This is a genomic window from Pseudomonas sp. LPH60 (assembly GCF_030718165.1).
Taxonomy (GTDB): domain Bacteria; phylum Pseudomonadota; class Gammaproteobacteria; order Pseudomonadales; family Pseudomonadaceae; genus Aquipseudomonas; species Aquipseudomonas danubii.
In genome coordinates this window covers 1,157,226-1,180,947 of record NZ_JAVAJH010000001.1, presented here as the reverse complement: position 1 = coordinate 1,180,947, position 23,722 = coordinate 1,157,226, and the positions used below count along the sequence as shown (strand labels likewise).

At 60.1% G+C, this 23,722-nt stretch carries 27 protein-coding genes and 3 pseudogenes; 15 read left to right on the top strand and 15 right to left on the bottom strand.

What is annotated here, in order from left to right; all coding sequences use genetic code 11:
- Positions 1 to 283: 283 nt before the first annotated feature.
- Both Q8O96_RS05450 and Q8O96_RS05445 read left to right on the top strand, forming a co-directional pair.
- Positions 284 to 583, top strand: coding sequence for a hypothetical protein (locus Q8O96_RS05450; RefSeq protein WP_305948503.1), 300 nt, complete (start codon positions 284 to 286; stop codon positions 581 to 583).
- Positions 584 to 637: 54 nt separating this feature from the next.
- Positions 638 to 1,078 (top strand): annotated as a pseudogene (locus Q8O96_RS05445) (cupin domain-containing protein); the annotation flags it as partial.
- Positions 1,079 to 1,131: 53 nt separating this feature from the next.
- On the opposite strand, the gene Q8O96_RS05440 reads toward Q8O96_RS05445, so the two are convergent.
- Positions 1,132 to 1,413 (bottom strand): hypothetical protein, encoded by a 282-nt coding sequence (locus tag Q8O96_RS05440; protein WP_305948502.1) that lies wholly within the window; start codon positions 1,411 to 1,413, stop codon positions 1,132 to 1,134.
- A gap of 558 nt (positions 1,414 to 1,971) precedes the next feature.
- Here Q8O96_RS05440 and Q8O96_RS05435 point away from each other — a divergent pair.
- The 6 genes and pseudogenes from Q8O96_RS05435 to Q8O96_RS05405 all read left to right on the top strand — a co-directional run.
- Positions 1,972 to 4,212, top strand: a complete 2,241-nt coding sequence (locus tag Q8O96_RS05435) for a bifunctional diguanylate cyclase/phosphodiesterase (RefSeq protein WP_305948501.1) — start codon at positions 1,972 to 1,974, stop codon at positions 4,210 to 4,212.
- Between the two features lie 513 nt (positions 4,213 to 4,725).
- Positions 4,726 to 5,268, top strand: a complete 543-nt coding sequence (locus tag Q8O96_RS05425) for a redoxin domain-containing protein (RefSeq protein ID WP_305948500.1) — start codon at positions 4,726 to 4,728, stop codon at positions 5,266 to 5,268.
- Positions 5,269 to 5,279: 11 nt separating this feature from the next.
- Entirely contained in the window at positions 5,280 to 5,819 is a 540-nt protein-coding gene (locus Q8O96_RS05420) for a DsbA family protein (RefSeq protein WP_305948499.1), read from the top strand.
- 97 nt (positions 5,820 to 5,916) lie between these two features.
- On the top strand, positions 5,917 to 7,017 hold the full coding sequence (locus tag Q8O96_RS05415) for a low temperature requirement protein A (protein ID WP_305948498.1): 1,101 nt from the start codon (positions 5,917 to 5,919) through the stop codon (positions 7,015 to 7,017).
- A gap of 228 nt (positions 7,018 to 7,245) precedes the next feature.
- Positions 7,246 to 7,548, top strand: a complete 303-nt coding sequence (locus tag Q8O96_RS05410) for a putative quinol monooxygenase (protein ID WP_023047152.1) — start codon at positions 7,246 to 7,248, stop codon at positions 7,546 to 7,548.
- 194 nt (positions 7,549 to 7,742) lie between these two features.
- Positions 7,743 to 7,925 (top strand): annotated as a pseudogene (locus Q8O96_RS05405) (potassium transporter); the annotation flags it as partial.
- A gap of 38 nt (positions 7,926 to 7,963) precedes the next feature.
- Here Q8O96_RS05405 and Q8O96_RS05400 read toward each other — a convergent pair.
- Entirely contained in the window at positions 7,964 to 8,947 is a 984-nt protein-coding gene (locus tag Q8O96_RS05400) for an LLM class oxidoreductase (protein ID WP_078047889.1), read from the bottom strand.
- A 471-nt stretch (positions 8,948 to 9,418) separates the two neighbouring features.
- Positions 9,419 to 9,712: a DUF3077 domain-containing protein gene (locus Q8O96_RS05395; protein ID WP_305948497.1), complete on the bottom strand. Its 294-nt coding sequence runs from the start codon at positions 9,710 to 9,712 to the stop codon at positions 9,419 to 9,421.
- 291 nt (positions 9,713 to 10,003) lie between these two features.
- Between Q8O96_RS05395 and Q8O96_RS05390 the strand changes: the two genes are divergently transcribed.
- Positions 10,004 to 10,702 (top strand): phytanoyl-CoA dioxygenase family protein, encoded by a 699-nt coding sequence (locus Q8O96_RS05390; RefSeq protein ID WP_305948496.1) that lies wholly within the window; start codon positions 10,004 to 10,006, stop codon positions 10,700 to 10,702.
- Here the strand turns inward: Q8O96_RS05390 and Q8O96_RS05385 are convergent.
- From Q8O96_RS05385 to Q8O96_RS05375, 3 genes are all read right to left on the bottom strand, one after another.
- The gene (locus Q8O96_RS05385) at positions 10,697 to 11,173 is read right to left on the bottom strand and encodes a hypothetical protein (protein ID WP_371826158.1); all 477 of its coding nucleotides are present in this window, start codon (positions 11,171 to 11,173) and stop codon (positions 10,697 to 10,699) included. The two genes, Q8O96_RS05390 and Q8O96_RS05385, sit on opposite strands and share 6 nt — an antisense overlap.
- Positions 11,174 to 11,354: 181 nt before the next feature.
- The gene (locus Q8O96_RS05380; RefSeq protein ID WP_305948495.1) at positions 11,355 to 11,543 is read right to left on the bottom strand and encodes a hypothetical protein; all 189 of its coding nucleotides are present in this window, start codon (positions 11,541 to 11,543) and stop codon (positions 11,355 to 11,357) included.
- A gap of 1 nt (position 11,544) precedes the next feature.
- Positions 11,545 to 11,808 carry a hypothetical protein gene (locus tag Q8O96_RS05375; RefSeq protein WP_102864520.1) on the bottom strand — a complete coding sequence of 88 codons (264 nt, stop codon included), beginning with the start codon at positions 11,806 to 11,808 and terminating at the stop codon, positions 11,545 to 11,547.
- A 222-nt stretch (positions 11,809 to 12,030) separates the two neighbouring features.
- Between Q8O96_RS05375 and Q8O96_RS05370 the strand changes: the two genes are divergently transcribed.
- Positions 12,031 to 12,459, top strand: coding sequence for a hypothetical protein (locus Q8O96_RS05370; RefSeq protein ID WP_273922474.1), 429 nt, complete (start codon positions 12,031 to 12,033; stop codon positions 12,457 to 12,459).
- 215 nt (positions 12,460 to 12,674) lie between these two features.
- On the opposite strand, the gene katG is transcribed toward Q8O96_RS05370, so the two are convergent.
- The 3 genes from katG to Q8O96_RS05355 form a co-directional block, all read right to left on the bottom strand.
- A complete protein-coding gene (katG, locus tag Q8O96_RS05365) occupies positions 12,675 to 14,855 on the bottom strand; it encodes a catalase/peroxidase HPI (RefSeq protein WP_305948494.1) in 2,181 nt (726 codons plus the stop codon).
- Positions 14,856 to 15,112: 257 nt separating this feature from the next.
- Positions 15,113 to 15,685 (bottom strand): HD domain-containing protein, encoded by a 573-nt coding sequence (locus Q8O96_RS05360; protein ID WP_305948493.1) that lies wholly within the window; start codon positions 15,683 to 15,685, stop codon positions 15,113 to 15,115.
- 125 nt (positions 15,686 to 15,810) lie between these two features.
- Complete coding sequence (locus Q8O96_RS05355; protein ID WP_060843387.1) at positions 15,811 to 16,368, bottom strand: helix-turn-helix transcriptional regulator; 558 nt, start codon at positions 16,366 to 16,368, stop codon at positions 15,811 to 15,813.
- 189 nt (positions 16,369 to 16,557) lie between these two features.
- Here Q8O96_RS05355 and Q8O96_RS05350 point away from each other — a divergent pair, with 189 nt between their 5' ends.
- Positions 16,558 to 16,899 (top strand): low molecular weight protein tyrosine phosphatase family protein, encoded by a 342-nt coding sequence (locus tag Q8O96_RS05350; RefSeq protein WP_250330791.1) that lies wholly within the window; start codon positions 16,558 to 16,560, stop codon positions 16,897 to 16,899.
- A 126-nt stretch (positions 16,900 to 17,025) separates the two neighbouring features.
- On the opposite strand, the gene Q8O96_RS05345 is transcribed toward Q8O96_RS05350, so the two are convergent.
- Positions 17,026 to 18,222, bottom strand: coding sequence for a PrpF domain-containing protein (locus tag Q8O96_RS05345; protein WP_305948492.1), 1,197 nt, complete (start codon positions 18,220 to 18,222; stop codon positions 17,026 to 17,028).
- A 359-nt stretch (positions 18,223 to 18,581) separates the two neighbouring features.
- Between Q8O96_RS05345 and Q8O96_RS05340 the strand changes: the two genes are divergently transcribed.
- Positions 18,582 to 19,169: an AidA/PixA family protein gene (locus Q8O96_RS05340; RefSeq protein WP_207167704.1), complete on the top strand. Its 588-nt coding sequence runs from the start codon at positions 18,582 to 18,584 to the stop codon at positions 19,167 to 19,169.
- Positions 19,170 to 19,409: 240 nt separating this feature from the next.
- Positions 19,410 to 20,030 (top strand): LysE family translocator, encoded by a 621-nt coding sequence (locus tag Q8O96_RS05335; protein ID WP_102864513.1) that lies wholly within the window; start codon positions 19,410 to 19,412, stop codon positions 20,028 to 20,030.
- A gap of 119 nt (positions 20,031 to 20,149) precedes the next feature.
- On the opposite strand, the gene Q8O96_RS05330 is transcribed toward Q8O96_RS05335, so the two are convergent.
- The 3 genes and pseudogenes from Q8O96_RS05330 to Q8O96_RS05320 form a co-directional block, all read right to left on the bottom strand.
- Entirely contained in the window at positions 20,150 to 20,773 is a 624-nt protein-coding gene (locus Q8O96_RS05330; RefSeq protein ID WP_305948491.1) for a DUF2239 family protein, read from the bottom strand.
- 110 nt (positions 20,774 to 20,883) lie between these two features.
- On the bottom strand, positions 20,884 to 21,096 hold the full coding sequence (locus tag Q8O96_RS05325; RefSeq protein WP_115582307.1) for a DUF3079 domain-containing protein: 213 nt from the start codon (positions 21,094 to 21,096) through the stop codon (positions 20,884 to 20,886).
- A gap of 71 nt (positions 21,097 to 21,167) precedes the next feature.
- A pseudogene (locus Q8O96_RS05320) lies at positions 21,168 to 21,278 on the bottom strand (AsnC family transcriptional regulator); the annotation flags it as partial.
- An 84-nt stretch (positions 21,279 to 21,362) separates the two neighbouring features.
- Between Q8O96_RS05320 and Q8O96_RS05315 the strand changes: the two are divergent.
- Both Q8O96_RS05315 and Q8O96_RS05310 read left to right on the top strand, forming a co-directional pair.
- Positions 21,363 to 21,764 (top strand): hypothetical protein, encoded by a 402-nt coding sequence (locus tag Q8O96_RS05315; RefSeq protein ID WP_123725173.1) that lies wholly within the window; start codon positions 21,363 to 21,365, stop codon positions 21,762 to 21,764.
- Between the two features lie 86 nt (positions 21,765 to 21,850).
- A complete protein-coding gene (locus Q8O96_RS05310) occupies positions 21,851 to 22,405 on the top strand; it encodes a UPF0149 family protein (RefSeq protein WP_102864509.1) in 555 nt (184 codons plus the stop codon).
- Between the two features lie 85 nt (positions 22,406 to 22,490).
- On the opposite strand, the gene Q8O96_RS05305 is transcribed toward Q8O96_RS05310, so the two are convergent.
- Both Q8O96_RS05305 and Q8O96_RS05300 read right to left on the bottom strand, forming a co-directional pair.
- Complete coding sequence (locus Q8O96_RS05305) at positions 22,491 to 23,078, bottom strand: hypothetical protein (protein ID WP_102864506.1); 588 nt, start codon at positions 23,076 to 23,078, stop codon at positions 22,491 to 22,493.
- Between the two features lie 16 nt (positions 23,079 to 23,094).
- Complete coding sequence (locus Q8O96_RS05300; protein WP_305948490.1) at positions 23,095 to 23,706, bottom strand: hypothetical protein; 612 nt, start codon at positions 23,704 to 23,706, stop codon at positions 23,095 to 23,097.
- Between the last annotated feature and the right edge of the window lie 16 nt (positions 23,707 to 23,722).

The following is a 23,722-nucleotide window of genomic DNA, read 5'->3' as shown; positions in this document are numbered from 1 at the left end:
ATTACGATTGCGGCTGAATCGTCCATACGTTGGTAGAGAACAGAATGAGCGCTTCCACGGCCATGCTGCTTTTCATGACGTGTCGAATACGCCGTGCCAGATAATTCCTATCTCTGAATCGCCCCTAAACTCGTAGTCACTCGATGACTGATTTTGGCCGGTTTCTGCCTGTCGTGACCGGCAGAAGCCGACCCATAACAGTCTTTCGCTTTTGACAGTCTGAAAGTTTATGTAATCTCGCGAAATCCGTTCGCAAATTCGTTGTAATACCCGGGATACCTTTATGCAGACTGCTCAAACTAGGCTACTCGCGCTTGCACTGATAGAGATCAGGACGTTGCTTGCAGATTATCTGGGCAGTGATGTAGATGCTCCAATGAGCGTCCGTGTTGCGGCCCATATGGCCTATGCACTCCACAATGAGGCGGAGGCTACATACAGCAATGCTGACTTTCAACTCGACTGTGCGACCCAGAAAATAGCCGCAATTGATCAGATTCTTGGTGTTTCGGATGGAGCCGCATTGTTGAGTAGATTTGACGTCAAAGACAAAATCAACCCGGATGACGCCCAACCTGGATGACCGTTTCTGGCCGAAAGCAGCCTCAGCAACCAAAAAATTCCTCCTATCATCTAACTGGAACGCACCCTCCCTCCCCACACCTCACTATTTAACTTCGCCCGCAGCCTGGGCGTGACCATCCTATGGTTCTTCGCCAGCGAAACCCAGACCGCGCCCGAGGATCAGGGCTACGTGGTGCGCAAGAAACAGCGGCTGCAGGTGAATTATGAGAACGGGATTATCGATCAACTGTTGACGCCACAGCCGACCCGGCAGCTGGAGTTTTTGCACTCACGGTTTCCGCCGGGGACGTACAGCAAGGAGAGTTACAGCCATGAGGGGGAAGAAGCCGGGTATGTGCTGTCGGGGAGCTTTGAGCTGTGGGTGGGCGAGCGGTATTTTCAGTTGAGTGAGGGGGATAGCTTTAGCTTTTCCAGCCAGGAACCGCATAAGTATGGGAACCCTGGGGAGGAGGATGCGGTGGTGTTGTGGGTGATAACGCCGCCGACGTTTTGAGGGGGGTGATTCTGAACGGTAGCGCCCTGCACCGCTCTTTTGTTTAGTGACAACTAGCTGTCACGGGCTGGGAAGTAGAACTGCTGTCGCAACCACTCGCTGAACTGGACCTCGGTCAGCGGAGCGGGTTGCTCGCCCATTTCATTCCAGGTGCGGTTAATCATGTGCTCCCAATCTCGGGCGACTTCCATGAGTGGCGCTGCTGCTCCCCAGAAGTGTCCAGTCTCCAGCGTTGCCCTGACTCGACCGTTTAGTTCGGCGAGGGTGGCGGTGCCTTCCAGGTAACGCCGCCCGGCTTCTAGCAATTTTCTGTATTCGGTGATCTCAACGGTCATGTCTGGTCCCTTAAACAGAGCGTTTGGATAAGCAGCCTTTAGATTGATGCAGAGGATAGCTGCTCTTCTGTTGTCACTTCACCCGGGGCGATTCACTTAGGTGAAGTAAACCATCCGGATTTCCATCCTAGATGTATGCGAAAGTCTCCTTTTAGCCGATAGCTGCCGTCCACAAATGACTGCTTTCGGCCATAGGGAGTATGACGGGACTCCAGTAGAGCGGTCTGTAGGGCACGGACGAAATCGCTAGGGTGCGGCGTCGTCTTGGCATCGCCCACGCCGTAGCCACGGGTGAACAATCGGGCTTAAATTGCAGCGTTCAATCTGGCCAACTGCGGTGTCGTGAAGGGCTGTAGGGGGGATTGCCACAAGTCGAGAAAGCGAAGTCAGCCAGACGGCAACAATGTGATCCTGTTTTTTTTGTTGGATCTGAACCTGTTTTTAACGGGTCAACGCTCTATAGAGTGTGTACCCGACACACAAGTGGACAGTGATCGGCCCGCCACTGTTTCTGGCTCTCTGAAGACCGGACGAATCGAGAGTCTTCAGGAATTTACAATGAATCCTCGTCCAAGTTTTCAGAGCAAGACCTTCCACCAATCGCAACGTGACATTCTCGGCATGATTGCGACCGATCAGCATCTGGGCGATGTACTCTGCGCCATCTGCCAGATGCTCGACACACAGACTCCCGAAACCTACTGCTCTATCTTGCTGGCGGATGCCGAGGGCAAACACTTGCTTAACGGCGCGGCACCCGGCCTGCCGACCGAGTACAGCGAGGCGATAGATGGCATGGCCATTGGTCCGCAGGAAGGGACCTGCGGCACCGCGGCGTTCCGGCGCGAGCTTGTGGTCACTGAAGACATCGCCCGGGACCCGAACTGGGACCGTTTCCGCAGCTTGGCGCTGGGGCATAACCTGCATTCCTGCTGGTCTGTCCCCTTGCTCTCCCATCAAGGAACGGTGTTGGGGACATTTGCCCTGTACCAAAAGAGCATCCATGCGCCGGACGAGGCGCAGATTCAACAACTGGTTTTTGCCGCGCAACTGGCCGTCATTGCGATCCGTCATGAGCGTGACGGTCGGCGATTGGAGGAGAGCGAACAACGTTTTCGTTCATTGTTCACCTATAACCCCAACCCGGTGTTCGCCCTCGATCTGGCCGGCAACATCCAGAGCGTCAATCCTGCAGGCCTGAAGCTGAAACCGCACACGGCCGTCAATTTCATTGGTCATCACTTTTCCCATCTGGTTCTCGATGAGGATCTGCAACGGGTTAGTCAGCATTTTTGCGCAGCCCGTGCCGGAGCGCCTCAGCGCTTCGAGGCACAGCTTCGCGACGAAAGTGAGCAACTGTTGACCATGGATATCTCCAACCTGCCCATCATGGTCAACGGAGAAATCGTCGGAGTATTCGGCATTGCCCGGGATATCAGCGCGCAGAAACATTTCGAACGCGAATTGAGCTTCAACGCCAGCCATGACCGGCTTACCGGTTTGCTTAACCGTGTTTCGCTTGAAGAGCGACTGGTTCTGGATTGCCACATCAGTCGTCGGCGTAATCGGCGGCTCGCGGTGATGTGCATTGATCTGGATGGATTCAAATCCATCAACGATTCGATCGGGCATTTCTTTGGCGATCAGGTGCTGATCGAAGTGGCGCAACGTATGACCCAGCAAGTTCGTCCCGGTGACACCATCGTGCGCATGGGCGGTGACGAATTCATTGTGCTCCTGCCTGACCTGCTGCGTGACGAGGACGTTGTACCCGTAGCCGAGCGCCTGATGGCGAGCATTGCCAGACCCTACTGCATCCAGGGTATTGACCTGCATGTGAGTGCAAGCGTCGGCATCACCCTGAGCGATGGTGACATCGAGCAGCCGATGCAACTGATTCAGCAGGCGGACATGGCCATGTACAAAGCCAAGCAGGAAGGGCGCAACAACTTTCAGTGGTACACCAGCGACCTCAATCAACGTTTTTGCGAGCACGCGAGCCTGCGCAATGACCTGCAAAAGGCTATCGAAACTCAATCCTTCCAGTTGCATTATCAACCGCAGATAGACGCACGCACGGGGCGGGTGGTCGGGATCGAAGCGTTGCTGCGTTGGGATCATCCAGAAAAAGGATTTATCTCGCCAGCGGTGTTTGTGCCGGTGGCAGAGGACAGTGGCCAGATCATCCCGCTGAGCCTTTGGGTGCTCGATACCGCCTGCGCACAGCTGCGACAGCTAAGCGAACAGGGCATCACAGGTCTCTCGATGGCCGTTAATATTTCGCCGATTCATTTCCAGCGTGGGCAATTCGTCGAGTGTATCCAGGCAGTGCTGAACAGGTACGAACTTAGCGCCGGGCAGTTGGAACTGGAGATTACCGAGTCGCTCTTGTTGCATAACGTTGAACAAGCCATCGACACTTTGCACCAGCTCAAGGCTTTAGGTGTACGCATTGCGCTCGATGATTTCGGCACGGGCTACTCCAGCCTCAGCTACCTCAAGCGTTTACCCATCGACAAGATCAAGGTTGACCGTTCTTTCATTCGGGATATCGCTACCGACCATCACGATGCAGCGATCACCCAAGGCATTATTTCCATGGCCCATCACCTCAGCCTGTCGGTGGTCGCCGAAGGTGTGGAAACCAAGTCTCAAATCGATTTCCTGAAGGGCAGTCGCTGCGATATTTTTCAGGGGTACTACTTTGCCAAACCGATGCCCTGTGTAGACCTCGAAGCCTTCCTTAGCCTACGCGCATCCCGGTCCCTGAAGCCCGGTCTTGTTTGTCCGCAGGTTTGAACGGGGGAATTCGCAGATTCAAACGCGTCCGGTTGTCCTGAACTACACTTCAGTTGCCACTTCTGTCCTGGAGCGTTCCTGTTGAGCGCTTCAGATCTTTTGCCGGGTCCAGAAGCGTTTGGGAAACTGAGCGCTTTAGACCCAAGCTCTGCTCAACACGCCTGGCCGTGGACGCATTAAGCGCGTGACTGTTGTTGGCACTGGAGGGTACCGAAAATTCGTTCAGTTACTACGGTAAGCGTCATCAACGACTATAGTCATTGGTGAGCCAGAGCGAATCCGACCATTCCCCTGCCAACCTGGCCTAATCCAATTCCGCGATTACACGGCGGATCTTCTTGTGTTCCTTGATGCGGAACGTAAACGTTTCGCTGCCGAAATTACTCAGGCTCAGGCTGAGATCGAGGCAGCGTTGTCTTTTTTTTTCCCCTTGATGGTGGATGGAGTTATCCCGCCGGGCACGTCGTATCCCACTGAGCACGTCCCAACCACCCATCTATCAAGGTTCAAGCAATGAATACTTCAGAGTTAGATGATGCACAAAAAACCAATGGCGACCTGGTTCAGGGTCCGCTGCCGGCCGGCACTGTCGCGCCCGACTTCACTCTTCACGCAACCCCTGATCAACAGTTGTCGCTGCGTGAGCTAAAGGGAAATCCCGTGATACTGGCGTTTTATCCCGCTGACTGGACTTCGGTGTGTGGTGACCAACTGACCTTGTACAACCAGTTGTTACCCACCTTCAGAGAATATGGTGCGGTGCTATTGGGTATCTCGGTTGACAGCGCCTGGTGTCATCAGGCCTTTGCCAAAGATCGAAATTTCCACTTCAGCCTGCTGGCCGATTTCGAGCCCAAAGGGGCGGTGGCACGACAGTATGGAGCGTACGAGTCCCAGCTCGGAGTTTGTAAGAGGGCACTGTTCGTGATTGACAAGGAGGGGGTGGTCGCCTGGAGCTACGTCTCACCAATGGCAATCAACCCTGGGGCGGACGGCATTCTGGATGCGCTGGATGCTCAGGTGAATTCGCCACAAAGCACGCCAACCAAAAATTAACAGGTGATTACATGGCCACTCTCAAAGTCCCGGTAAGTGCCAACGACCATCGCCAGGGAAGTGCGCATGCCAAGGTCACCTTGGTGGAATTTGGCGACTATGAATGTCCCTATTGCGGTGAAGCTTATTGGATGGTCAAGAATCTGCAACAGCATTTTCGCGATGACTTGCTGTTTGTGTTCCGTAACTTCCCTCTGACCACCGCTCACCCCCATGCATTGGGTGCAGCGGTCACCGCTGAGTATGCCGGGAGTCGAGGATTCTTCTGGGAGACCCACGACGAATTGTACGAAAATCAGGAACGATTGGGCCTGCCGCTGTATCGCGCCATCGTTCTCAAACACGGCCTTCCCAAGGAGGAATTCGATCTTGCAATGCAAGAGGATACTTACATTCCCAAAATACAAGCCGATTTCAATGGCGGTGTACGCAGCGGCGTGAATGGCACCCCAGCGTTTTACATTGACGGGCTTCGCTATGACGGAGTTCCAGAGTTCATCGGGATGAGTCAGATGATTGAGCTTTTGTTAGTGCGTGGACGAAATCGCTAGAGAGCCAAATCGGCTTGGCATCACCCACATCGGAGCCGAGGAAAAACCAACGTTAGCTTCCTTTACATTAAAGAGGTGGATACGGAGCCGGCAACTAATGAAATCTTTGAAGTATTATGAAGAAAATCGACACGCCACATGGTTGGAGTTGTTTTTTGACCTGACTTTCGTTGTTACGATAGGCCAGGTTACGCACACTCTCGGACATGTTCATGACGGCCACTTTGAACATAAGCAATTATGGACATTCTTACTGCTTTTTGTACCGTTGTGGTGGATCTGGTCCAGTCACACGATTTACTCTAACAGGTTCGATACAGACAGTAATCTTCACCGTTTGGCAACATTATTCATAATGCTCCTGCTCATTGTGCTATCGGCACGGATTGGGGAAGACCTGGAAGTGAACTACCCGCTTATTATTGCCTGCTATTTTGGTATACGAGCGATCATCAGTGTTATGTACATTTCATCCATTAGTAAACTCGATTCTCGCGGCGAACTTTCCTCAAGGCTTGGTTTTGCCCTATTAGTTAGCGCAGTTATTAGTCTTTCATCCGTTATTTTTGACCCGCCCTTGCGTTACCTTGTTGCTTATATTGGGATTGTTCTTGATATTCTGTTTCCTGTATTTTTCTGGACTAAACTAAAACCGTTGCCAGCGCACACGGAACACTTGGTTGAGCGCATAGGCCTACTCACCCTAATCTTATTGGGGGAGTCAATTATTAGCCTTTCCGGAGGCCTGTCTAACATTCAATGGGGTTATTATAATGTGATGGCGGCCATCACCGGATTTATCATGATTTGCAGTATCTGGTGGATCTATTTTGATAGTTTTTACTTATTGAAAAAACATCAAAGCAGTATGAGTGGGCACGCCTTAATCTACTCGCACCTTTTTCTTTTTATGGGGCTGGCACTTCTGGCAAATTTGATCAGGCATGCGATCCTGAACGACATTGCGATACGCGATTTTCAGATTATGTCGATCACCGGCATGGCCTTGTTTTTCCTAGGTAAGCAATATGGCTATTTCATAGCCGTGAGTAGAATAAGGAAATACATACTACAAAACACGTTGATAGTGTTTTCTTTGGGCGGGTTAGTCGTATTTTTACCCCGCATCGAGTACATATTGGTCGGCCTGACAGCAACCATGATCTCTTATGTTTTTCTAAATTTCAGATATCGTTGAATCATTATTATCAGACCAGAGGGTGGGACCAAGTGAGCAAGTGGCTGACTTGCGGTTACATGCTGCCCACTACGTCGTTCTCACTGCCCGTGCGCTACTCGCCGCTACCCTTGGTCTATTTGGGTTTGTAATCCTGGTATCGTCGACCATAGTTAAGAGTCTCGGATACCCCTCTTAGCTATCGCGATCTGATAGCGCCAGCCGCATCGTAACAACAGGAGCCACATAATGGTCAAAGTAGCGTTGTTCGTTCGCCTGGAAGCAAAACCCGGGAAAGAAAAGGATGTAGAAAGTTTTCTTTTGGGCGGCCTTCCGTTAGTGGAGGAGGAGCCAGCCACTACAGCCTGGTTTGGAATCCGCTTGGGGCCGTCCACCTTTGGCATCTTTGACGCATTCCCGGATGAAGCGGGCCGGCAGGCTCATCTTTCGGGCAAGGTCGCGGCGGCGCTTATGGCAAACGCTGCCGAGCTATTTGCCGAACCGCCATCAATCGAGAAGGTTGACGTCCTTGCGGCCAAGCTGCCCGGTTAAGCAAATCCAACAGGAAGTTCCATTCAGTTCGGGGAGGCTCACGATGTCTTGTATGAAAATCAGGATCGCCTGGGCCTGCTGCTGTCCCGGGCGGTGATCAATTAAAACACTTGTATTGAAGATAAATGTCATGGCTAAAGTGCCGTGTCCAGGATTCATGCCATGCTTGCGCGCTCGGTAGAAGTGAAAGGATACGCGCGCAAATCGTGTCCATGGACGGCGTGGAGGCCGCACAGAATCTGCAAGGCAATGTGCTCATCACGGGTTTAGGCTGGGTAGGGTAGATTGTTTGCCGGGCACCGGTCGCTCATGCCGCGAAGATCTCCATCATTGATATAGAACCGGAGGTCATCCGCGCCGTGACACCTTATGGTTTCGTCAAGTGAGCATTCGTCGGCGTAGCAGTGACCGATGTTCAATGAGCTGCCTGACGCGGCTGCACTCCGAACTGCGCAACGATGTGCGTACCCAATTCCTCAATAACTTCCACCGCAGGGCGCTTGCCGTATTTGAGATTGAGAATGACGTGGTCCACGCCGATTTCCTCAAGCGACTCCAGCAAAAATCGTAGATGGTAACGTCCAAGTCTGAACCCCAAATGGATACGTGTGGGTGGCGTTGACGGATTCTCATCGAGATCGATGTACAGCGACTGAGTAAAGGGCTTATACACAGAGCCACATTGTTTCGTGACCTCCAGTCGCCAATCTTCCACGACCAGCCGCTGCATGTTCGGAATGCGTGGATAGTTGATCCATCCGTTGCTCTCACGCGCGATCCAATCCAGTGACTGGCGACTGTTGCCGGTCACGAGCATTGGAATGAATTGGGTGGTAGGTTTCGGAATCAGGTCTGCGCCTTGCATTTCACCAGTGCTCCAGTGGATGGGCTCAAAACTGGTGCTGTGGGCGCGGCGAATCACTTCGTAGTGTTCTCGAAAGATCTCTCCACGCCTTTCGGGATCGACGCCAAACGCCGAAAACTCCACTGGCCGATCTCCCGAAGCAACCCCCAGAATCAAGCGACCAGTGCTCAACTGATCGACGCTGGCTGACGCCTTGGCCGTGTGCAGGGGATGGTGCAGCGGGATGGCGATGGAGGCGGTGCCAAGTGCAATCTCCGAGGTATGGGCGGCCATATAACCCAGGTAAACCCAGGGGTCGAAGACTTGGCCGACATCGCCGAAGCCAGGGTCGCGAAGCGGCACGTCGCGAAACCAGAGCGCGCAGAAGCCCAGCGCCTCGGCTTTTTTAGCCAGTGTGACCTGGTTGAGCATGCTCGGAGTGTCCCCGTCGAACGCCTCCATGGGAAAGAATAATCCAAGGCTCAAATGCCCCTGAGTGAAGGTTCGGCTGAACCCTCGATGCTGCTGGTAAGGAATCGTGCTCGGCCGATACATACGGATTGACCTCATGACAGAACGTGAACAGCGCCCCCGTTTCCAGAGGTGCTGCGGCATCGGTCGCTTTTGAACGGCAGGTGGGGGGACTGGGTCTGGCTTTTACCCGTTGCGCCGTACTGCTGGTCGTGTGGACCGGACTCAGGGGGCAGTTGCTGGCGATAGGCGCGGGTTGGTCCGGGTAGGTGTTAAGCGGACGGTCAAAGGAAGTCAGATCTCTCGGCTCTATACCACCAGATGGGCAAGGCGTTCGAGGAATCATTCTATAAGCGTAGGCGGTTTTGCAGCTCTCCGCCATATTCTTACAATCGAGCCGCTGACGGGCGAAAGTCGCGTATCGAAGGCAGTTATCGGTCGTTTCCTGCCATTCCAGAACGGCCGCTATTGGCCGAAAGCAGCCTCTCAAGTAATAGAGACACTGCTTATCAAGCAACGATAGCGGCGCTTTTATCTACTCCGTGCGATGTTGCCCTAACTCAGAGTCGATCCACCACTCCCTCTTTCCCTCAACCCCAACTCAACATCATCAATCACCGCCTTCCCCATCTCCGCCAAAAAATACGCAGCCCACGCATACCGCTCCCCCTGCTCTTCCATAGCAGCATCCAGCGCTAACTTCTTGGCGTAGTACAACAAGGTAGAAGCCTGCTCCAACGCCTGCTGCAAAGGCACATCCGCATTAACGCGAAACAACGTTAGTTCAGGATCGGCGCAATTGCCAAAGGTGACAAAACCCTGGGTTTTGATGGGGGTTGACTGGCTCATTGTGCACCTCCCGCCAGGGTCTGGCAGCAGAGGTTTTTGAGCGGAGAAAGGCGAAAGGAACGGCAGCAAATTTCAGACAGATTACCGGCAGACATGATTGAAACTCCCTGATCAAAAATGTGCCTGCATCTGATCGGGTTCTCAGGCCCGGTCGCTGATTTTGCAGCGACCGCAGCAGACTAGGCGGCTGTTCGCGTTGGGGCAATGGCTAAACCGTCGCCGGTTATGTCCAGGGCTTTTGCGCGCAGGTATGCTCGACGGGTTATTGCAGATAAGGATATCCAGCCCCCCATGACCGCCCGCGAACAACTCCACCGCAATGGCTATGCCCTGCTGCGCCAGGTCATCCCGACCGACTGGCTGGCGGACCTGCGCGCCACCTTCGATGCCGGGGTAAAGCCGTCGGATCAGTGGCCGGTGCCCCGTGGCTGGGACTGGCGCCATTCGCAGTTGGATACGGATGCGCAGGTGCAGGCCCTGTGCCGCTTGCCCCAGGTGCTGGCGGTGGTGGGCGAGTTGATCGGCGAGCGTTTCTATCTGTCCCAGGTGGAAGGGCGCGAGCCCGTGGCCGGGGGCGGTCATCAGGTGTTGCACCGGGATTTGTCGGTGCAGCGGCCGGGGGATGTGGTCAATGCCATCGCCTTTCTCGACGACTACGGGCCGCAGAACGGGGCGACGCGTCTGGTTCCCGGCAGTCATCGCCCCGGTGCGCAGGAGCCGCCGTTCGACTTCGCCGATGAATCCCGCGCGGTGCAGCTGTCCGGTGCTGCGGGGGACATTCTGCTGTTCGATGTCGATCTGGTGCACGGGGCCTGCCGCAACCCCAGTGGCGCGCGCCGGCGTTCGCTACTGATCAGTTACTTTGCCGAGCCGCTGTACGCCAGCCAGCAGCAAACCGCGAGCCAGCGCAATGTTCAGATGGACACCCGCGAGCGCTTCGATCCCAAGGATTTGCCCTCGTGGGCTGAGGGCCCGCCCCCTGTCTTATGAACTCTGGATGATCAGGGCCCCGGCCATCAGGTCTTCGTCATCAATGCCTTGCTTCAATAGCAGATAGCCGGTTCCGCCGACCAAAATGCCCTTGTGCCCTGGAGCGGCCCTGTTCAGCCGGGAGTTGTTGATCTGCAGCACATAGTTCAAGCCTGGGCGTGTCTCTTGCCCCTGAATCCAGGCGGGTATTCCGGCGATCTTGGCCAGGCCGTTTTCGTCGCTGTCCTGCCCCGGATTTTCAATCACTGCGATTCGCCGCGCCGGGGTGATGGGCTGTCCGTAACCATCCACCTGTCGCGCCGCGGGCCTGTAGGCCAGCACCTTGCCGCCCTCTTGCATGGCCTGCTCGATGTAGGTGTCGCTGACGATTGAGTAAGGCGTAAACAGCGAAATCACCAGCTCGTCATTCAACTGCATGCCGGCAAGGTATCGATTGATAACGCTGGCCGGCAGGCTGGCAAGGTGCAGCAAGGGGGCGCCCGTCGAGTCGGTGGGCCAAGGGATGGACTCAGGCAGGTAGGGGTTGCCGCCGAGGTAGGCGGAGTCCTGGTCGGGTCTTCGGGCAAAAACACTAGTTCGTTAAACAGGGGCTGTTCCTCTCAGGTGTGTCGTTACCCAGGTAGTTGCGTGGGCGCGGGTCTTGGGGCTGCTTTCAGTCCGCAAGGCGGCTGGCCAAACGTTGCAGTGCCTGGGCCAGTTCCAGGGCCTGTTCTGCCGTTAGCTCCACGGGGTCGTTGTGTTCGGTGCAGGCCTTGAGATGAATGGCACTGCCCTGCTCTATCCATAGGCGCACGGCGCCCTCGCTGCTCTCGACATAATCCGTTGTGCGCTCAGCCGACATGTCATTCACCTTGTGCGTAGGCGGTGGCCAGTTCCAGCAGGCGGGTGAAGTTGGCGATGGCGAAATACAGGTCATCGCGGGTGTCGCCGTCCCATTCTTCGACGGCTTCGCGGGCGGCCTTGAGTGAGGCGATGCGGGTTTTGATCTCGGCGATTTCCGCCGCGCCGCATTGTCTGGAGATGAGTTCCCAGCCGATCGGGGAGATGTTTTGCTGGATGCTAAGGCCTTCACGGGCTTGTTCAATCAGCGCTGTCAGTTTGCTCATGGGGGTTGTCCTTAAGAGGCTGGGGATTTGCTGGCTCCCTTGCCGAGCATGCGCATGCGTTGTGCCTTGGCGCCCAGGCGGCGGATGGTAACCCACTCGCGCCTCGCCCGGCGCGGGTTGTACACGATGGTTTTTTTATTCCGCCTGTTGCCTCGGGTGCTTGGCAGCGCTGCACGGGTCGGCTTCAATGAGCGCCCCTTTTCATGTTCAGGAGCTAGAAGGATGCAGCTTTATTACCGTTGGGCGGCCGCATGGGTCATGGCGTGGGTACTGGGAACCGGGCTGGCCCAGGCCGAGGAACGGCCACAGGTGGCGGACAAGATCCTGGCCTACACCGGGCCGCACGGGGTGAAGGTCTGGACCTTGCGCATCGGTGAGCGCAGCGCCCATCAGGCGCTGGTGCAGGTGGAAGACGCCGACCACGACTGGAACATGCGCATTCAGAAAATGAACGTGGAGCAAACCGATCGCGACACCCGTTACTTCACTCAGGTGGACGGACAGAAGTTCGTGGTGCTGCTGCTTCAGGAGGGCTATGGCGAGCTGCATCTGCCGGGTGAGGCCAAGCCGCTGAAGGTGGGTTATGACAGCAACCTGTCCAGCTATGGCGATGCCCAGGCGTTTCTCAATGAGTACCTCAAGGCCCAGTAGAGCCTCGGGCGGGCGCTGTGGGTGCAGCGCCCGCGGATTCAAGGGTGGTCGCGGCCAGAGGGCTGCGACCGCGTTGCTGGGAACGCCTTACTGGGGAGGTGACTGTGGCGTTTTTGAGGCTGCTTCGCAGCCCAGCGGGAGCAAGCTCCCTCGCCACAGATCATCAGCGTGAGTCCCTTGTGAGGCGTTGTGGTTTGACCTAGCTGTAAATCTCCTTAGCGCAGATCGAACCGGTCCAGGTTCATCACCTTGTCCCAGGCGGCGACAAAGTCCTTCACGAACTTCTCTCCCGCATCCGTCGCTGCATACACCTCGGCCAAAGCCCGCAGTTGCGAGTTGGAGCCCAGCAGCAGGTCGACCCGGGTACCGCTCCATTTGTATTGCCCGGTGGCGCGGTCGCTGCCCTCGTACAGCTCGCGGGCCTCGGACTGGGGTTTCCATTGGGTGCCCATGTCCAGCAGGTTGACGAAGAAGTCGTTGCTCAAGGTGCCCGGGCGCGCGGTGAACACGCCGTGGGGCGCTTGCCCGACGTTGGCCCCCAGCACCCGCAGGCCGCCCAGCAGCACGGTCAGTTGCGGGGCGGTCAGGGTCAGCAGTTGCGCCTTGTCCACCAGCAGGGCTTCGGCGGTGACGCCGCTGACCGGCTTGAGGTAGTTACGAAAGCCGTCGGCCACGGGTTCGAGCACGGCGAAGGATTCGACGTCGGTCTGTTCCTGGCTGGCGTCCATGCGCCCCGGTGCGAAGGGCACGCTGATGCTGTAGCCGGCATTGTTTGCCGCCAACTCCACCGCCGCGCAGCCGCCGAGGACGATCAGGTCCGCCAGGGACACGCGTTTGCCAGTGCTTTGCGCGCTGTTGAAGGCGCTCTGCACCGCTTCCAGGCTGCGCAGCACCTGAGCCAGTTGCTGCGGTTGGTTGACCTCCCAGTCTTTCTGCGGGGCCAGGCGAATCCGTGCGCCGTTGGCGCCGCCGCGCTTGTCCGAGCCGCGGAAGGTCGAGGCCGAGGCCCAGGCGGTGGACACCAGTTGCGCAACCGACAGGCCGGAGTTGAGGATCTGGCCCTTGAGCTGCTGGATGTCCTGGGCGTCGATCAGCGGGTGGTTCACGGCGGGAATCGGGTCTTGCCAGATCAGTTCCTCGGCCGGCACTTCCGGGCCCAGGTAGCGGGCGCGCGGGCCCATGTCGCGGTGGGTGAGTTTGAACCAGGCCCGGGAGAAGGCTTCGGCCAGTTGCTCGGGGTGCTGATGGAAGCGCCGGGAGATGGCCTCGTAGGCCGGGTCGAAGCGCAGCGACAGGTCGGTGGTGAGCATCGACGGTGTGCGGCGTTTACTCGGGTCGTGGGGGTCAGGCACGCTGTCGGCACCGGCGCCGGCTTTGGGCCGCCATTGGTGGGCGCCGGCGGGGCTGGTGGTCAGTTCCCATTCGAAGCCGAACAGGTGGTCGAAGAAGTCGTTGCTCCAGCGGGTCGGGGTGGTGGTCCAGATCACTTCCAGGCCGCTGGTGATGGCGTCGCCACCGACGCCTGTGCCGAAGCTGCTTTTCCAGCCCAGGCCCTGTTCTTCCAGGCCGGCGGCTTCCGGTTCCGGGCCGACGTGGGTCGCGGGGCCGGCGCCGTGGGTCTTGCCGAAGGTGTGGCCGCCGGCGATCAGGGCCACGGTTTCTTCATCGTCCATGGCCATGCGGGCGAAGGTTTCACGGATGTCGCGGGCCGCCGCCAGCGGGTCGGGGTTGCCGTTGGGGCCTTCCGGGTTGACGTAGATCAGGCCCATCTGCACAGCCCCCAGGGGGTTCTCAAGCTCGCGGTCGCCGCTGTAGCGCTGGTCGCCGAGCCAGGTGGTTTCGCTGCCCCAGTAGACGTGGTCTTCCGGCTCCCAGACGTCCTGGCGGCCGCCGGCAAAGCCGAAGGTTTTAAAACCCATGGATTCCAGGGCGACGTTGCCGGTGAGGATGATCAGGTCGGCCCAGGAGAGCTTGCGCCCGTACTTCTGCTTGATCGGCCAGATCAGCCGCCGCGCCTTGTCCAGGCTGACGTTGTCCGGCCAGCTGTTGAGCGGGGCGAAGCGCTGCTGCCCGCCCCCGGCGCCGCCGCGGCCATCGGCGATGCGGTAGGTGCCGGCGCTGTGCCAGGCCATGCGGATGAACAGCGGGCCGTAGTGGCCGAAGTCCGCCGGCCACCAGGGTTGGGAGTCGGTCATCAAGGCCAGCAGGTCGCGCTTCACGGCGGCCAGGTCCAGGGTCTTGAATTCGGCGGCGTAGTCGAAGTCCTCGGCCATCGGGTCGGACAGCTGCGAGTGCTGGTGGAGGATCTTCAGGTTCAGTTGGCCGGGCCACCAGTCACGGTTGCTGGTGCCTTCGCCGGCGGTGTGTTTGAACGGGCACTTGGATTCATTGGACATGGATCACTCCTTCGGTCATCGAAAACCTGCCGCTCGACGTTGGCCCCGGGTTGGACAACCGTGTGAAAAGCGTAGTGAAGGACAAGCGAAGGTAAAAATAGCTTCGCTTGATGACCCTGCCAGAAAAAAACCATGACCCGTGCCAGGCCCCAAGCGGGCGCCCTGCCCCCTGTCGGAGCCTGTTCATCCTTTTGCGAATGCTGCCCGGGCATGCTCAGCGGTGCCTGAGCCAGGCACCGCCGATCGTGAACCGCCGCTCAGTCCTGGGCGTCGAGGCGGCGCCGGGTGTCGGCATCGATCTGTTGGCGCAGGGCCTGGAACAACGGGCTGGCATCGGTGTAGCGGCGGCCGTAATCGAGGTTGAAGCCGTAGTCGAAATCCGCCGGGTTCTGGCCCTGGGTGTGTTGCAGCAGGGTTTCCAGCTTGTCCAGGGCCTTGACCGCGCGCGCCTCGGTGCTGGCGGCGCCTTCGTATTCGTCCCACAGCTCCAGCAGACGCCGGCGGGCCGGGGCGTCCAGGGCCCGGGCGAGGTATTGCAGGTCGTCGCGTTCCTGTTGGCTCTTGTCCGGGTGGGCGGCCTGGGCCACCGCCGGGATGTCGCCATGGATGGCTTCCCCCAGGTCGTGGACGATGCACAGTTTCAGCACCCGCAACAGGTCCAGGTCCCCCAGTTGGTCTTCGAACAGCAGCGCCATCAGGCACAGGCGCCAGCTTTGCTCGGCGGTGCTTTCCTGGCGGCCGCTGGAGGTGTGGGCGCTGCGCAGCACGTCCTTGAGTTTTTCCGCTTCACGGAGAAAGTCGAGGCGGCCGCTGAGGAGTTCGGGGGTCATGGACAAGCCTGCTGCACGTGAATGAGGCCCGCGCCGTGGGGCGGCGGGCGAAGGCTTGCCAGACTAGCCAGCGGGCAGCAACCGGTCCACGGATAAAATATGCGTGACGTGCCTCGACAAGCGCGTCAGAGGGTTTCCACCAGCCGCACGGCGTTGCCGTCGGACAGGTTGAGGCGGGTCCAGCGGCACTGGCTGGGGGCGATGGGCACGATGGCCGAATCGTTGTGGCCGCTGAAGAATTCCAGGGACGGCGGCGCCAGCACTTCGCGCCAGCCCAGGTCATCCAGGGCGGCTTCCTTGCGCACGATTTCCTCGGTGCAAAAGCCCCACAGCGATTGGCCCAGCAGCTCGCTCAAGGGCACGCCGAACTGCGCGGCGCGGGTCGGCGAACAGGCCAGCAGGCGGTGGGTAAGGTCGCACACCAGGTGCACGGCGCGCGGGCTGTCGTTCACCAGCCGCGCCAGGGCCTGATCGGCGGCGGCGCTGAGGTTGGCCGCCAGCAGGTGCTCCAGGCGCGCACGCTCCGCCGGCTCCATGGCCTGCCGGCCGTTTTCCCAGCGGGAAATGCTCGACTGCGCCACGCCGAACAGCTCGGCGGCGTGCTGCTGCTTGACCCGGTGCAACAGGCGCCAGCGCCTGAGGGCCAGGCCCAGATGGGGTGAGGTGAACAGGGCTGCGGACATGGCGTGAGCGATGCAAGTCAAGGGGCTGGCAGTTTCGCAGCCACAGCCCTTGGCGGGCAACCGGGGCTGACCAACGCCATTGGCCCGGCCCGTCACAAGTTGCTGGACAGCGCGGCCAAGGCCCCGAAAAATCAGCGCCTTTGCCCTGCCCGTTACGGGCCGGGTGTCTGTGCCAAGGAGTTCGGCCCAATGCTCAATGTCTTGTTTGTCTGCAGCCAGAACAAGCTGCGCAGCCCCACCGCCGAGCAGGTGTTTGCCGACTGGCCGGGGATCCAGACCGCCTCCGCCGGGCTCAATCACGATGCCGAAGTACCCCTGGGCCCGGAGCTGGTGCAATGGGCCGGGTTAATTGTGGTGATGGAAACCCGCCACCGGGAAAAACTGCGCAAGCGCTTCAAGGCGCAGTTGAACAACCAGCAGATCGTGTGCCTGAACATTCCCGATGATTACGACTTCATGGACCCGGAGTTGATCCAGTTGCTGCGGCAGAAGGTGCCGCCGTTTCTTCCCGATGGCGACGCGGCTCGCTGATATGCCTTTGGCATTCAGGGCCCCGCCTGAGCGGCGGCTGGAGCTGCGCAAGACCCCATCGGCTGGCGAGCCTGCGGCTCGTTCGCAGCCTTCGGCAGCGGCTACATGAGGCGGATGCGGGCGGGGTCAGGCGCGGTGTGCGGCGCCAAGGGCGGCGGTCAGTTCGGGGGAGGCGTTGTACAGCGGGGTGCTGCCCTGTAGCAGAATCTGCGCGCTGCGCCGGTAGGCGGCGCCGTCGATCAGTAGCTCCCCGGCCTCCTGTCGGGCATTGATCAGGGTTTCCAGCACTCCGGCGGGGTTTTCAATCGCCAGTGGGTACTCGCCCTGCTCCTCGCCTAGCACCGGTGCCCGCGCCAACAGGGCATGGGCCACGGTGCCTTCGGCCAGGCAGGCCGCCGCCAGGCAGCAGCCGCCGGACACCGCCAGGGACGGGTGGGCGTTCTGTGGGGTGAAGTAGCGGGTGGCGATATCACCGCCTTCTCGCGCCGGGCTGACGATGCAGATCTTGGGGATGGTTTCGCTGCGCCGCAGGTCGTCGGCGCTCATCAAACGGCCGTCGCGCTGGCGCAGGCCCATGCGCAACCCGCCCAGCACCATCAGCTCCAGCAGGCGCGCCTTGAACTGTGGGTCGGCATCCAGTTCAGCCGGGCTTTCCTGCCCGGTCTTGCCCAGGTCCGCCGCGCGCAGGATGACCATGGGCACCGCCACATCGATGCAGGTGGCGGCAATCCCATCCAGCAGGTCGACCCGTTGCCCGCTGGGAAACAGCGCGCCGGTCTTGGCTCCCACCGGCTTGTCGAGAAACAGGTCGACCCCGGGAAACACCCCGTTGACCCCGGGAATCCGCGTGTCGCTGAGCAGTCGGCCGTCGCGCAGGCTCAGGCGCGCATACATCGTGGTCTGGGTGTTGCTGTTGAAGATCTCGATCTGCCCGCCGCCCTCCCCGGGCTGCAGCCAGCCGCGTTGCAGGGCGTACAGCGGCAATGCCGCGGACATGTTGCCGCAGTTGACGCTCCAGTCGATGGCGCTCTTGCCCGCCGCCAGTTGCGCCAGGGTGCTGATCATCCGTGTCTCGCCGGGGCGGCGTTCGACGATGAACACCTTGTTGCTGGTGGGTCCGCCGCGGCCCAGGCCGGTGATCTGGGTATTGCCCGGCCACTCGCCCTGCAGGGGCACGCCCATCAGGTGGCGCAGCAGTTCTTCCACCAGGGCTTCGTCCCGGGGCAGCGCTTCGCGGGCCAGGATCAGCCCGGTGGAGGTGCCGCCCCGGGCGTGGCACACGGGGAACTCAGGGATAGCAGCAGGCTTTGGCAGATCGGGCATGGCGGGCGCCTCCACGGTGGGCGAAAAGAGCAGCCCCTTGTCGGCCGGGCAACGGGCGGCAGCGCGGCATGATAAACCCTCGCGGCCGATCTCGGGTCGGTGGCCGGGCTGAAGACGCCCAAGTGGGCGCCTGGCCCTGGCCTTGCACCGCTCGTCTTGCGCTCGCTCTTTTTACAGCGGGCCATTTGACTAACCGTCTTGAGGATCTAGATTCCACTCGCGACTTCATGGAAGTGCATCAAGCTCGAAGCCCGGCAAACCGGGGCCCGGGTAGCGATGCTCAGTGGCCGCGCCCGGAAACTCGATTGCCTGTTTGCCTGGGCACTCCAGGCATCTAACGCGACAGCAGGGAGCTGGACATGAACGACAACATCATCGACATCATGGTCACCATTGATGTGGACACCATTCTCAATAGCCAGGGCAAAACATTCGACAGCGGCCAGACATTCAACCTGCAAAAAAGCGACCCGACGCAGCCCAGCCACCTCTACAACTTCACCACCGGCGGGGTAAGGCTCTCCAGTCAGGCGATCTACATGGTCGCCAGACGCAACAACGCCCCAGTCGGCGAAGGTACGGATGAACTGTCGGTCAACCTCAAGGAGGGCGACCTGATCCACTGGCGCAGCACCAGCCTGTCCGAGGGGCTGTACCACACGGTGCTGCTGTATCAGTACACCCAGACGTCGCCGGTAGTGACGCAACAGAACCCCAATTACGTGCAAGACATCACGCCGGTGGTCTTGAACCACACGCCCATGCCGATCATCAATCAAAGCAATCCATCCGGGCAGCCCATCGCCCAGAGCGTCAAGAATTTCTATTGGGAAGGCCGCGCCGTGCGCCAAGGCAGCATCACCTATACCTGGGCCTTCATGATTGTCGACAGTGACAATCAGGTGGTGGGTTATTGCGACTGGGACCCCTACATCAATATCAACTGAGTGCCTTGCCCCTCTCCCTGTCGGCACCGGGAGAGGGGCTTGCCGTCGCCCTGCCCGATCACTGTCACTGCCTCTGCTCCCCGCTCAATCTTGGCCAAGCCTTGATGCACCGCGAACCAGGCACTTGCCTCCCGCCCGACGCGGCCCGTATTTTATCGACCCCCGCCGCAACAACCTCCCGGCCAGCCCCGAGGTCGCCGATGGCGTGGGCCCGTTCCCTTGCCTTGTCCCGGAGACTGTATGGATCTCACCACCCTGAGCCTGTTCATCCCCGCCTGTTTCGCCCTGAACATGGCCCCCGGCCCGAACAACCTGTTGTCCGTGAGCAACGCCACCCGCTACGGCTATCGCCACTCTTGCCTGGCGGGCAGCGGCCGGTTGCTGGCCTTCGCCGCCATGATCGCCCTGGCCGCCGCCGGCCTGGCGGTGGTCCTGCAAACCTCGGAGCTGTTGTTCCATGGGATCAAGATCCTCGGCGCGGGCTATCTGCTGTACCTGGCCTGGCAACTGTGGCGGGCCAATCCGGGCACTGAAGCGAGCGAGGACAGCGCCCGCGTCGGCCTCTGGGCCCTGGCCCGCCAGGAATTCCTGGTGGCGGCAGGCAACCCCAAGGCGATCCTGATCTTCACCGCCTTCCTGCCGCAATTCGTCGATCCGGCGCAGCCGATGGGTCCGCAGTTCCTGATCCTGGGGGCGCTGTTCCTGGGGCTGGAGTGGATCGCCATCTGCGCCTACGCCTACATGGGCCTGCACATGCGCCGCTGGCTCGCCGAACCCCGGGGCAAGCGCCTGTTCAATCGCGGCTGTGCGCTGCTGTTGTCAGGGGCGGCGTCGGTGCTGCTGATGGCGCGGCGGGGCTAGTCTGGCCAGGCCAGGCCAGGAGCCGCCAATGCCTGGCCACTCTCCCCCGGCGGCCTGAACCGCACAGCCCGGCTGGCCGCTCAGGCAGAGCCTTGGATTGGCGATGTATCGCTCGCCTGTCAAAGCGCGCCGGCAAGGCGCAAAGCGTAGTCGCGGATATCCCCGGGCCAGTGCTCGATGCACTGTTGCAGGCGCGCAAGGTCTGCGGCGAACAGCGCCCGGGTGGCTTCCTCATAACCGGGAAGGTCGCCGCCCATGGCCAGCATGAACTGGTAAGCCGCCTCTTGCGCGGCCCGCTGGCGCTGCGGTTCGGCGCCATTGCGCCGGGCTTGGTCCACCAGCCGGCGCAGCACCGCCGAGGCACCTCCCGGCTGCTCGGCCAGCCATTGCCACTGGCGCGGCAACAGCGTCACTTCCCGGGCGATGACCCCAAGCTTGGGCCGCCCTCGCCCACGAGGTGCTGCCTCTTCGCTCTCCACCGGCGCGGCGGCGGGCTGACGTGGACGATAGCGCCCGTTGCCGGGCTGCGGCGTCGCGGCCAAACGCTGGCGCACTTCCTCCGCACTGCCTCGCAGGTCGAGATCGATGACCCGGCCGCTGGCATCGTCGAACACCAGCAACGGCTGCGGCGCCGCCTCTTCGCTGGCACGCTTGACCGCCTGCGCTACCTCCAGCAACGGGCCGGCCGCCAGCACATGCTGGGCCTGGAAAGCGGTAACGGACTGAGTGAGGAAATCAGACATGGCAGTGGCCCCAAGGAAACGAGGCTGAATATTACCCGGATATTAATCAGACATTAAATATCACCCGGGTAATATTTGTCCTACGCACTGTCACTGTTGGGAAACGTCCGTTACTCCACCCGTTTCGCGGCCGGCTCACTACCGGCGGGTATCTCGACGCCCCAGTCACCGTCCAGGTACCAGTCCTCCCCGAGCATCTCCGCCGGGTGCATGGTGCGGTCCGAACCATTACCGCAGGCCAGGGCATTGGCCGCGCAGTAGCGGTCGCAGCCCCAGCAGATCCGTTCGGGGTGTTTGGGGTTCAGGGGAAAGGGCTTGGCCATGGCGCCTCGCAGAACCTGGATGAAGGAGCCTGCACCTTAAAACCTGCGGGGCCTTCGGGGCTTGATCCCGATCACAATGGCAGGGTGCGGTCCGGAATCACCTGCTTCATCACCAGGGTCGAGGTCAGGCGCTGGACGTTGGGCAAGGTCGACAGGCGTTCGTCATACAGCCGCTGGAAAGCCAGGCCCTACCGCATTCCCCCAGCACCGGGGATGCCACACAATTTTCTCTGAATGCCCCGGCGACATGGCTATGATGGATCACCATGAATCCAAGCCCTGCGATCCGCCAACCCTGTCCGCCCGGCGCCTGCATCTGCGAGCGCGAGCAGTTGCTGGACACCCCCGGAGCCGACCTGCGCATCCTCAATCTGACGCGCCAGGAGGAAAAACGCCTGCTCGAACGCCTGGAGAATCTCAAGGACCTGGCGGATCTGGAGCACATGCAGAGACGGATCTACCAGCAACTGGGAGTCCGTGTGGAGATCACCCCCAGCGACAACGAAGTGCGCAGCATGCGCGGTATCACGATCGCCCTGGCCGAGCACCCCGGCCTGTGCCGCAAGACCCGACAGTCGATACCCGCCGCCATCCGCCGGGCCATGGAGAACCGCCCGGAAATTGCCTACCGCCTGCTCGATGCCCAGGACTTGCTGCGCGATACCTGACGGCAAGTTTCAGCTACAAGCAGCAGGCTTGCGGCTTGTGGCTCAAAGCTGGAAACTTGCCGCTGCTTTTTTTCAGGATTCCGTACATGCCCAACTCGCCTCTCAACGCCGCCGACTTCGAGCTGATCGAAGACACCCTGCTCCAGTACGGCGACGACCACTCGGTGCTCAATCCCTGCGAGCTGGACGGTTACTTCACCGCGCTGGTGTCGGGCCCGGCTCAGGTCGATATCGCCGAATGGTTCCCGGGCATCTGGGGCGGCGAAAACCCGGCCTGGGAAACCCCGGAGCAATGCCGGCAGTTCATCGACCTGTGCGTGCGCCACATCAACACCCTGGCCGTGCAATTGACCCAGGCCCCGCAAGCCTTCAAGGCGCGCTTCGAACACACCGAGCACCAGGGCCAGGACCTGCTGCTGGCCGAAGAGTGGTGCTTCGGCTACCTGCGCGGGGTGGCCGTGGGCAACTGGCCGGAGATGCCGGCGCCGCAGGTCCAGGCGCTGCAGTTGATCATCGACTGCGCCGAACAGGACAACTTCGAGCTGCCCGCCGACCTGGATCTGGAGCAGCATCGCCAGCAGATCGCGGCCATCGAACCTGCCGCGCGGCAGTTGCATGCCTACTGGTCGGCACAGCGCTGAAATAAACCGCATCCGAAAAAAAACGCCGCGGGCTCCGATCAGAGCCCGCGGCGTTTTTGTCTGCATCCTGCCTTCGGCGCGAGGCTTACAGCAATTTGCGCTGCACCGCCTCCTCCAGGGTGCTGCGGGCCAGTTGCTGGACCACGTCGCGGGTGTCTGCCTGGAAAGGAATGGCGACGATCAGCAGCAATTGCATCCAGGTGCGCACCGATTCGCTCTTGCGAATCCGCCCCAGCTCCTTGCCGTCCTTGTCCTTGAACACCGTCTCCAGGGTGAAGGTGTTCTTCGCCGTTGACGGAATCACGAAGAAGGTGACGCCGGTGATGATGGCCGAGGCCATGCTGAACTGTTCGTTGTTGTACAGGGTGGCTTCGGCATACAGGTCCGACTCGACCTTGTCGGTGCTGACCCGGGCAAAGCGCCCGGACTGGCGGTAGGCATCGGCCACCACGGTTTCCCAGGCGGCCGCCGGAGCGCCGGCGGCGGCATTGGCCGGGCCGCCGTTGACCTGGTACATGGCGGTGGTGCGAACAAAGGCGCTGGGCTTTTGCTCGGTGGTCTGTGCCGCCGGAGGCCAGGTGCCGACGGCTGCCAGTTCGTGTTGCGAGTAGGACACGCAGCCGCTCAGCAGCACTGCGCCGAGCACCAGGACGTGCTTGATGGAAACCAACATATGTCTCTCCTTGACCTTAGCGTTGTGCCAACCGGGCGCTGGCGTTGTCGAGCAATTTGGCAACCAGTTCATTCAGTTGCTTGGCGCCTTGGGTCGAGGCCCAGTATTCGCGGCCGTACAGGCCGACGTTGCGCTCGAACTTGAGCTGCTCCTTGGCACTGGCCAGTTCCTGGCCGTTGCGGTCGACGATCGACAGCTCGCCGGCCAGGTCGAAGCTGTCGACGTAGATCGGCCCGTTGACCCAGATCCACACGGTCAGGGTCAGCAAGGCCCCGGGCAGGTAGCCCGGATGGGGCGCGCGGTGGCCCTTGAGGGAGGTCATGTTGAATTTCAGCACCACGTCTTCCTCGCCCAGGCGGGTGGGGAATTCGCTGAGCTGGCGGAAGTAGCCGGCGCTCTTGACGTAGGGAGTCAGCTGGGCGGTCAGGGAGCGGCTGATGGCAGTGCGGGTGGCTTCGTCGATACCGGGAGCGGTGACCTGCACATCGGCAATTTGCGCAGTGCGCGGGCTGCTGATGGGTGCAGGATGCAACGGCGCGCCCAGCGGGCCGGTGACGTGGTAGGAGACACAGCCGGTCAGCGCCAGGGTGGCGATGAGGGCGGCGGCCCCGAGCAGGGTTCTGAACACGAAATATCCTTATTGA

Bases quoted from the DNA above. Each gene is read 5' to 3' on its own strand.
- Q8O96_RS05450 (WP_305948503.1), top strand. From the start codon at position 284: ATGCAGACTGCTCAAACTAGGCTACTCGCGCTTGCACTGATAGAGATC.
- Q8O96_RS05380 (WP_305948495.1), bottom strand. From the start codon at position 11,543: ATGTCGGCTGAGCGCACAACGGATTATGTCGAGAGCAGCGAGGGCGCC.
- Q8O96_RS05360 (WP_305948493.1), bottom strand. From the start codon at position 15,685: ATGACCCCCGAACTCCTCAGCGGCCGCCTCGACTTTCTCCGTGAAGCG.
- Q8O96_RS05375 (WP_102864520.1), bottom strand. From the start codon at position 11,808: ATGAGCAAACTGACAGCGCTGATTGAACAAGCCCGTGAAGGCCTTAGC.
- Q8O96_RS05410 (WP_023047152.1), top strand. From the start codon at position 7,246: ATGGTCAAAGTAGCGTTGTTCGTTCGCCTGGAAGCAAAACCCGGGAAA.
- Q8O96_RS05330 (WP_305948491.1), bottom strand. From the start codon at position 20,773: ATGTCTGATTTCCTCACTCAGTCCGTTACCGCTTTCCAGGCCCAGCAT.
- katG (WP_305948494.1), bottom strand. From the start codon at position 14,855: ATGTCCAATGAATCCAAGTGCCCGTTCAAACACACCGCCGGCGAAGGC.
- Q8O96_RS05355 (WP_060843387.1), bottom strand. From the start codon at position 16,368: ATGTCCGCAGCCCTGTTCACCTCACCCCATCTGGGCCTGGCCCTCAGG.
- Q8O96_RS05395 (WP_305948497.1), bottom strand. From the start codon at position 9,712: ATGAGCCAGTCAACCCCCATCAAAACCCAGGGTTTTGTCACCTTTGGC.
- Q8O96_RS05440 (WP_305948502.1), bottom strand. From the start codon at position 1,413: ATGACCGTTGAGATCACCGAATACAGAAAATTGCTAGAAGCCGGGCGG.
- Q8O96_RS05340 (WP_207167704.1), top strand. From the start codon at position 18,582: ATGAACGACAACATCATCGACATCATGGTCACCATTGATGTGGACACC.
- Q8O96_RS05345 (WP_305948492.1), bottom strand. From the start codon at position 18,222: ATGCCCGATCTGCCAAAGCCTGCTGCTATCCCTGAGTTCCCCGTGTGC.
- Q8O96_RS05350 (WP_250330791.1), top strand. From the start codon at position 16,558: ATGCTCAATGTCTTGTTTGTCTGCAGCCAGAACAAGCTGCGCAGCCCC.
- Q8O96_RS05315 (WP_123725173.1), top strand. From the start codon at position 21,363: ATGAATCCAAGCCCTGCGATCCGCCAACCCTGTCCGCCCGGCGCCTGC.
- Q8O96_RS05420 (WP_305948499.1), top strand. From the start codon at position 5,280: ATGGCCACTCTCAAAGTCCCGGTAAGTGCCAACGACCATCGCCAGGGA.
- Q8O96_RS05435 (WP_305948501.1), top strand. From the start codon at position 1,972: ATGAATCCTCGTCCAAGTTTTCAGAGCAAGACCTTCCACCAATCGCAA.
- Q8O96_RS05390 (WP_305948496.1), top strand. From the start codon at position 10,004: ATGACCGCCCGCGAACAACTCCACCGCAATGGCTATGCCCTGCTGCGC.
- Q8O96_RS05325 (WP_115582307.1), bottom strand. From the start codon at position 21,096: ATGGCCAAGCCCTTTCCCCTGAACCCCAAACACCCCGAACGGATCTGC.
- Q8O96_RS05370 (WP_273922474.1), top strand. From the start codon at position 12,031: ATGCAGCTTTATTACCGTTGGGCGGCCGCATGGGTCATGGCGTGGGTA.
- Q8O96_RS05400 (WP_078047889.1), bottom strand. From the start codon at position 8,947: ATGTATCGGCCGAGCACGATTCCTTACCAGCAGCATCGAGGGTTCAGC.
- Q8O96_RS05335 (WP_102864513.1), top strand. From the start codon at position 19,410: ATGGATCTCACCACCCTGAGCCTGTTCATCCCCGCCTGTTTCGCCCTG.
- Q8O96_RS05310 (WP_102864509.1), top strand. From the start codon at position 21,851: ATGCCCAACTCGCCTCTCAACGCCGCCGACTTCGAGCTGATCGAAGAC.
- Q8O96_RS05305 (WP_102864506.1), bottom strand. From the start codon at position 23,078: ATGTTGGTTTCCATCAAGCACGTCCTGGTGCTCGGCGCAGTGCTGCTG.
- Q8O96_RS05425 (WP_305948500.1), top strand. From the start codon at position 4,726: ATGAATACTTCAGAGTTAGATGATGCACAAAAAACCAATGGCGACCTG.
- Q8O96_RS05415 (WP_305948498.1), top strand. From the start codon at position 5,917: ATGAAATCTTTGAAGTATTATGAAGAAAATCGACACGCCACATGGTTG.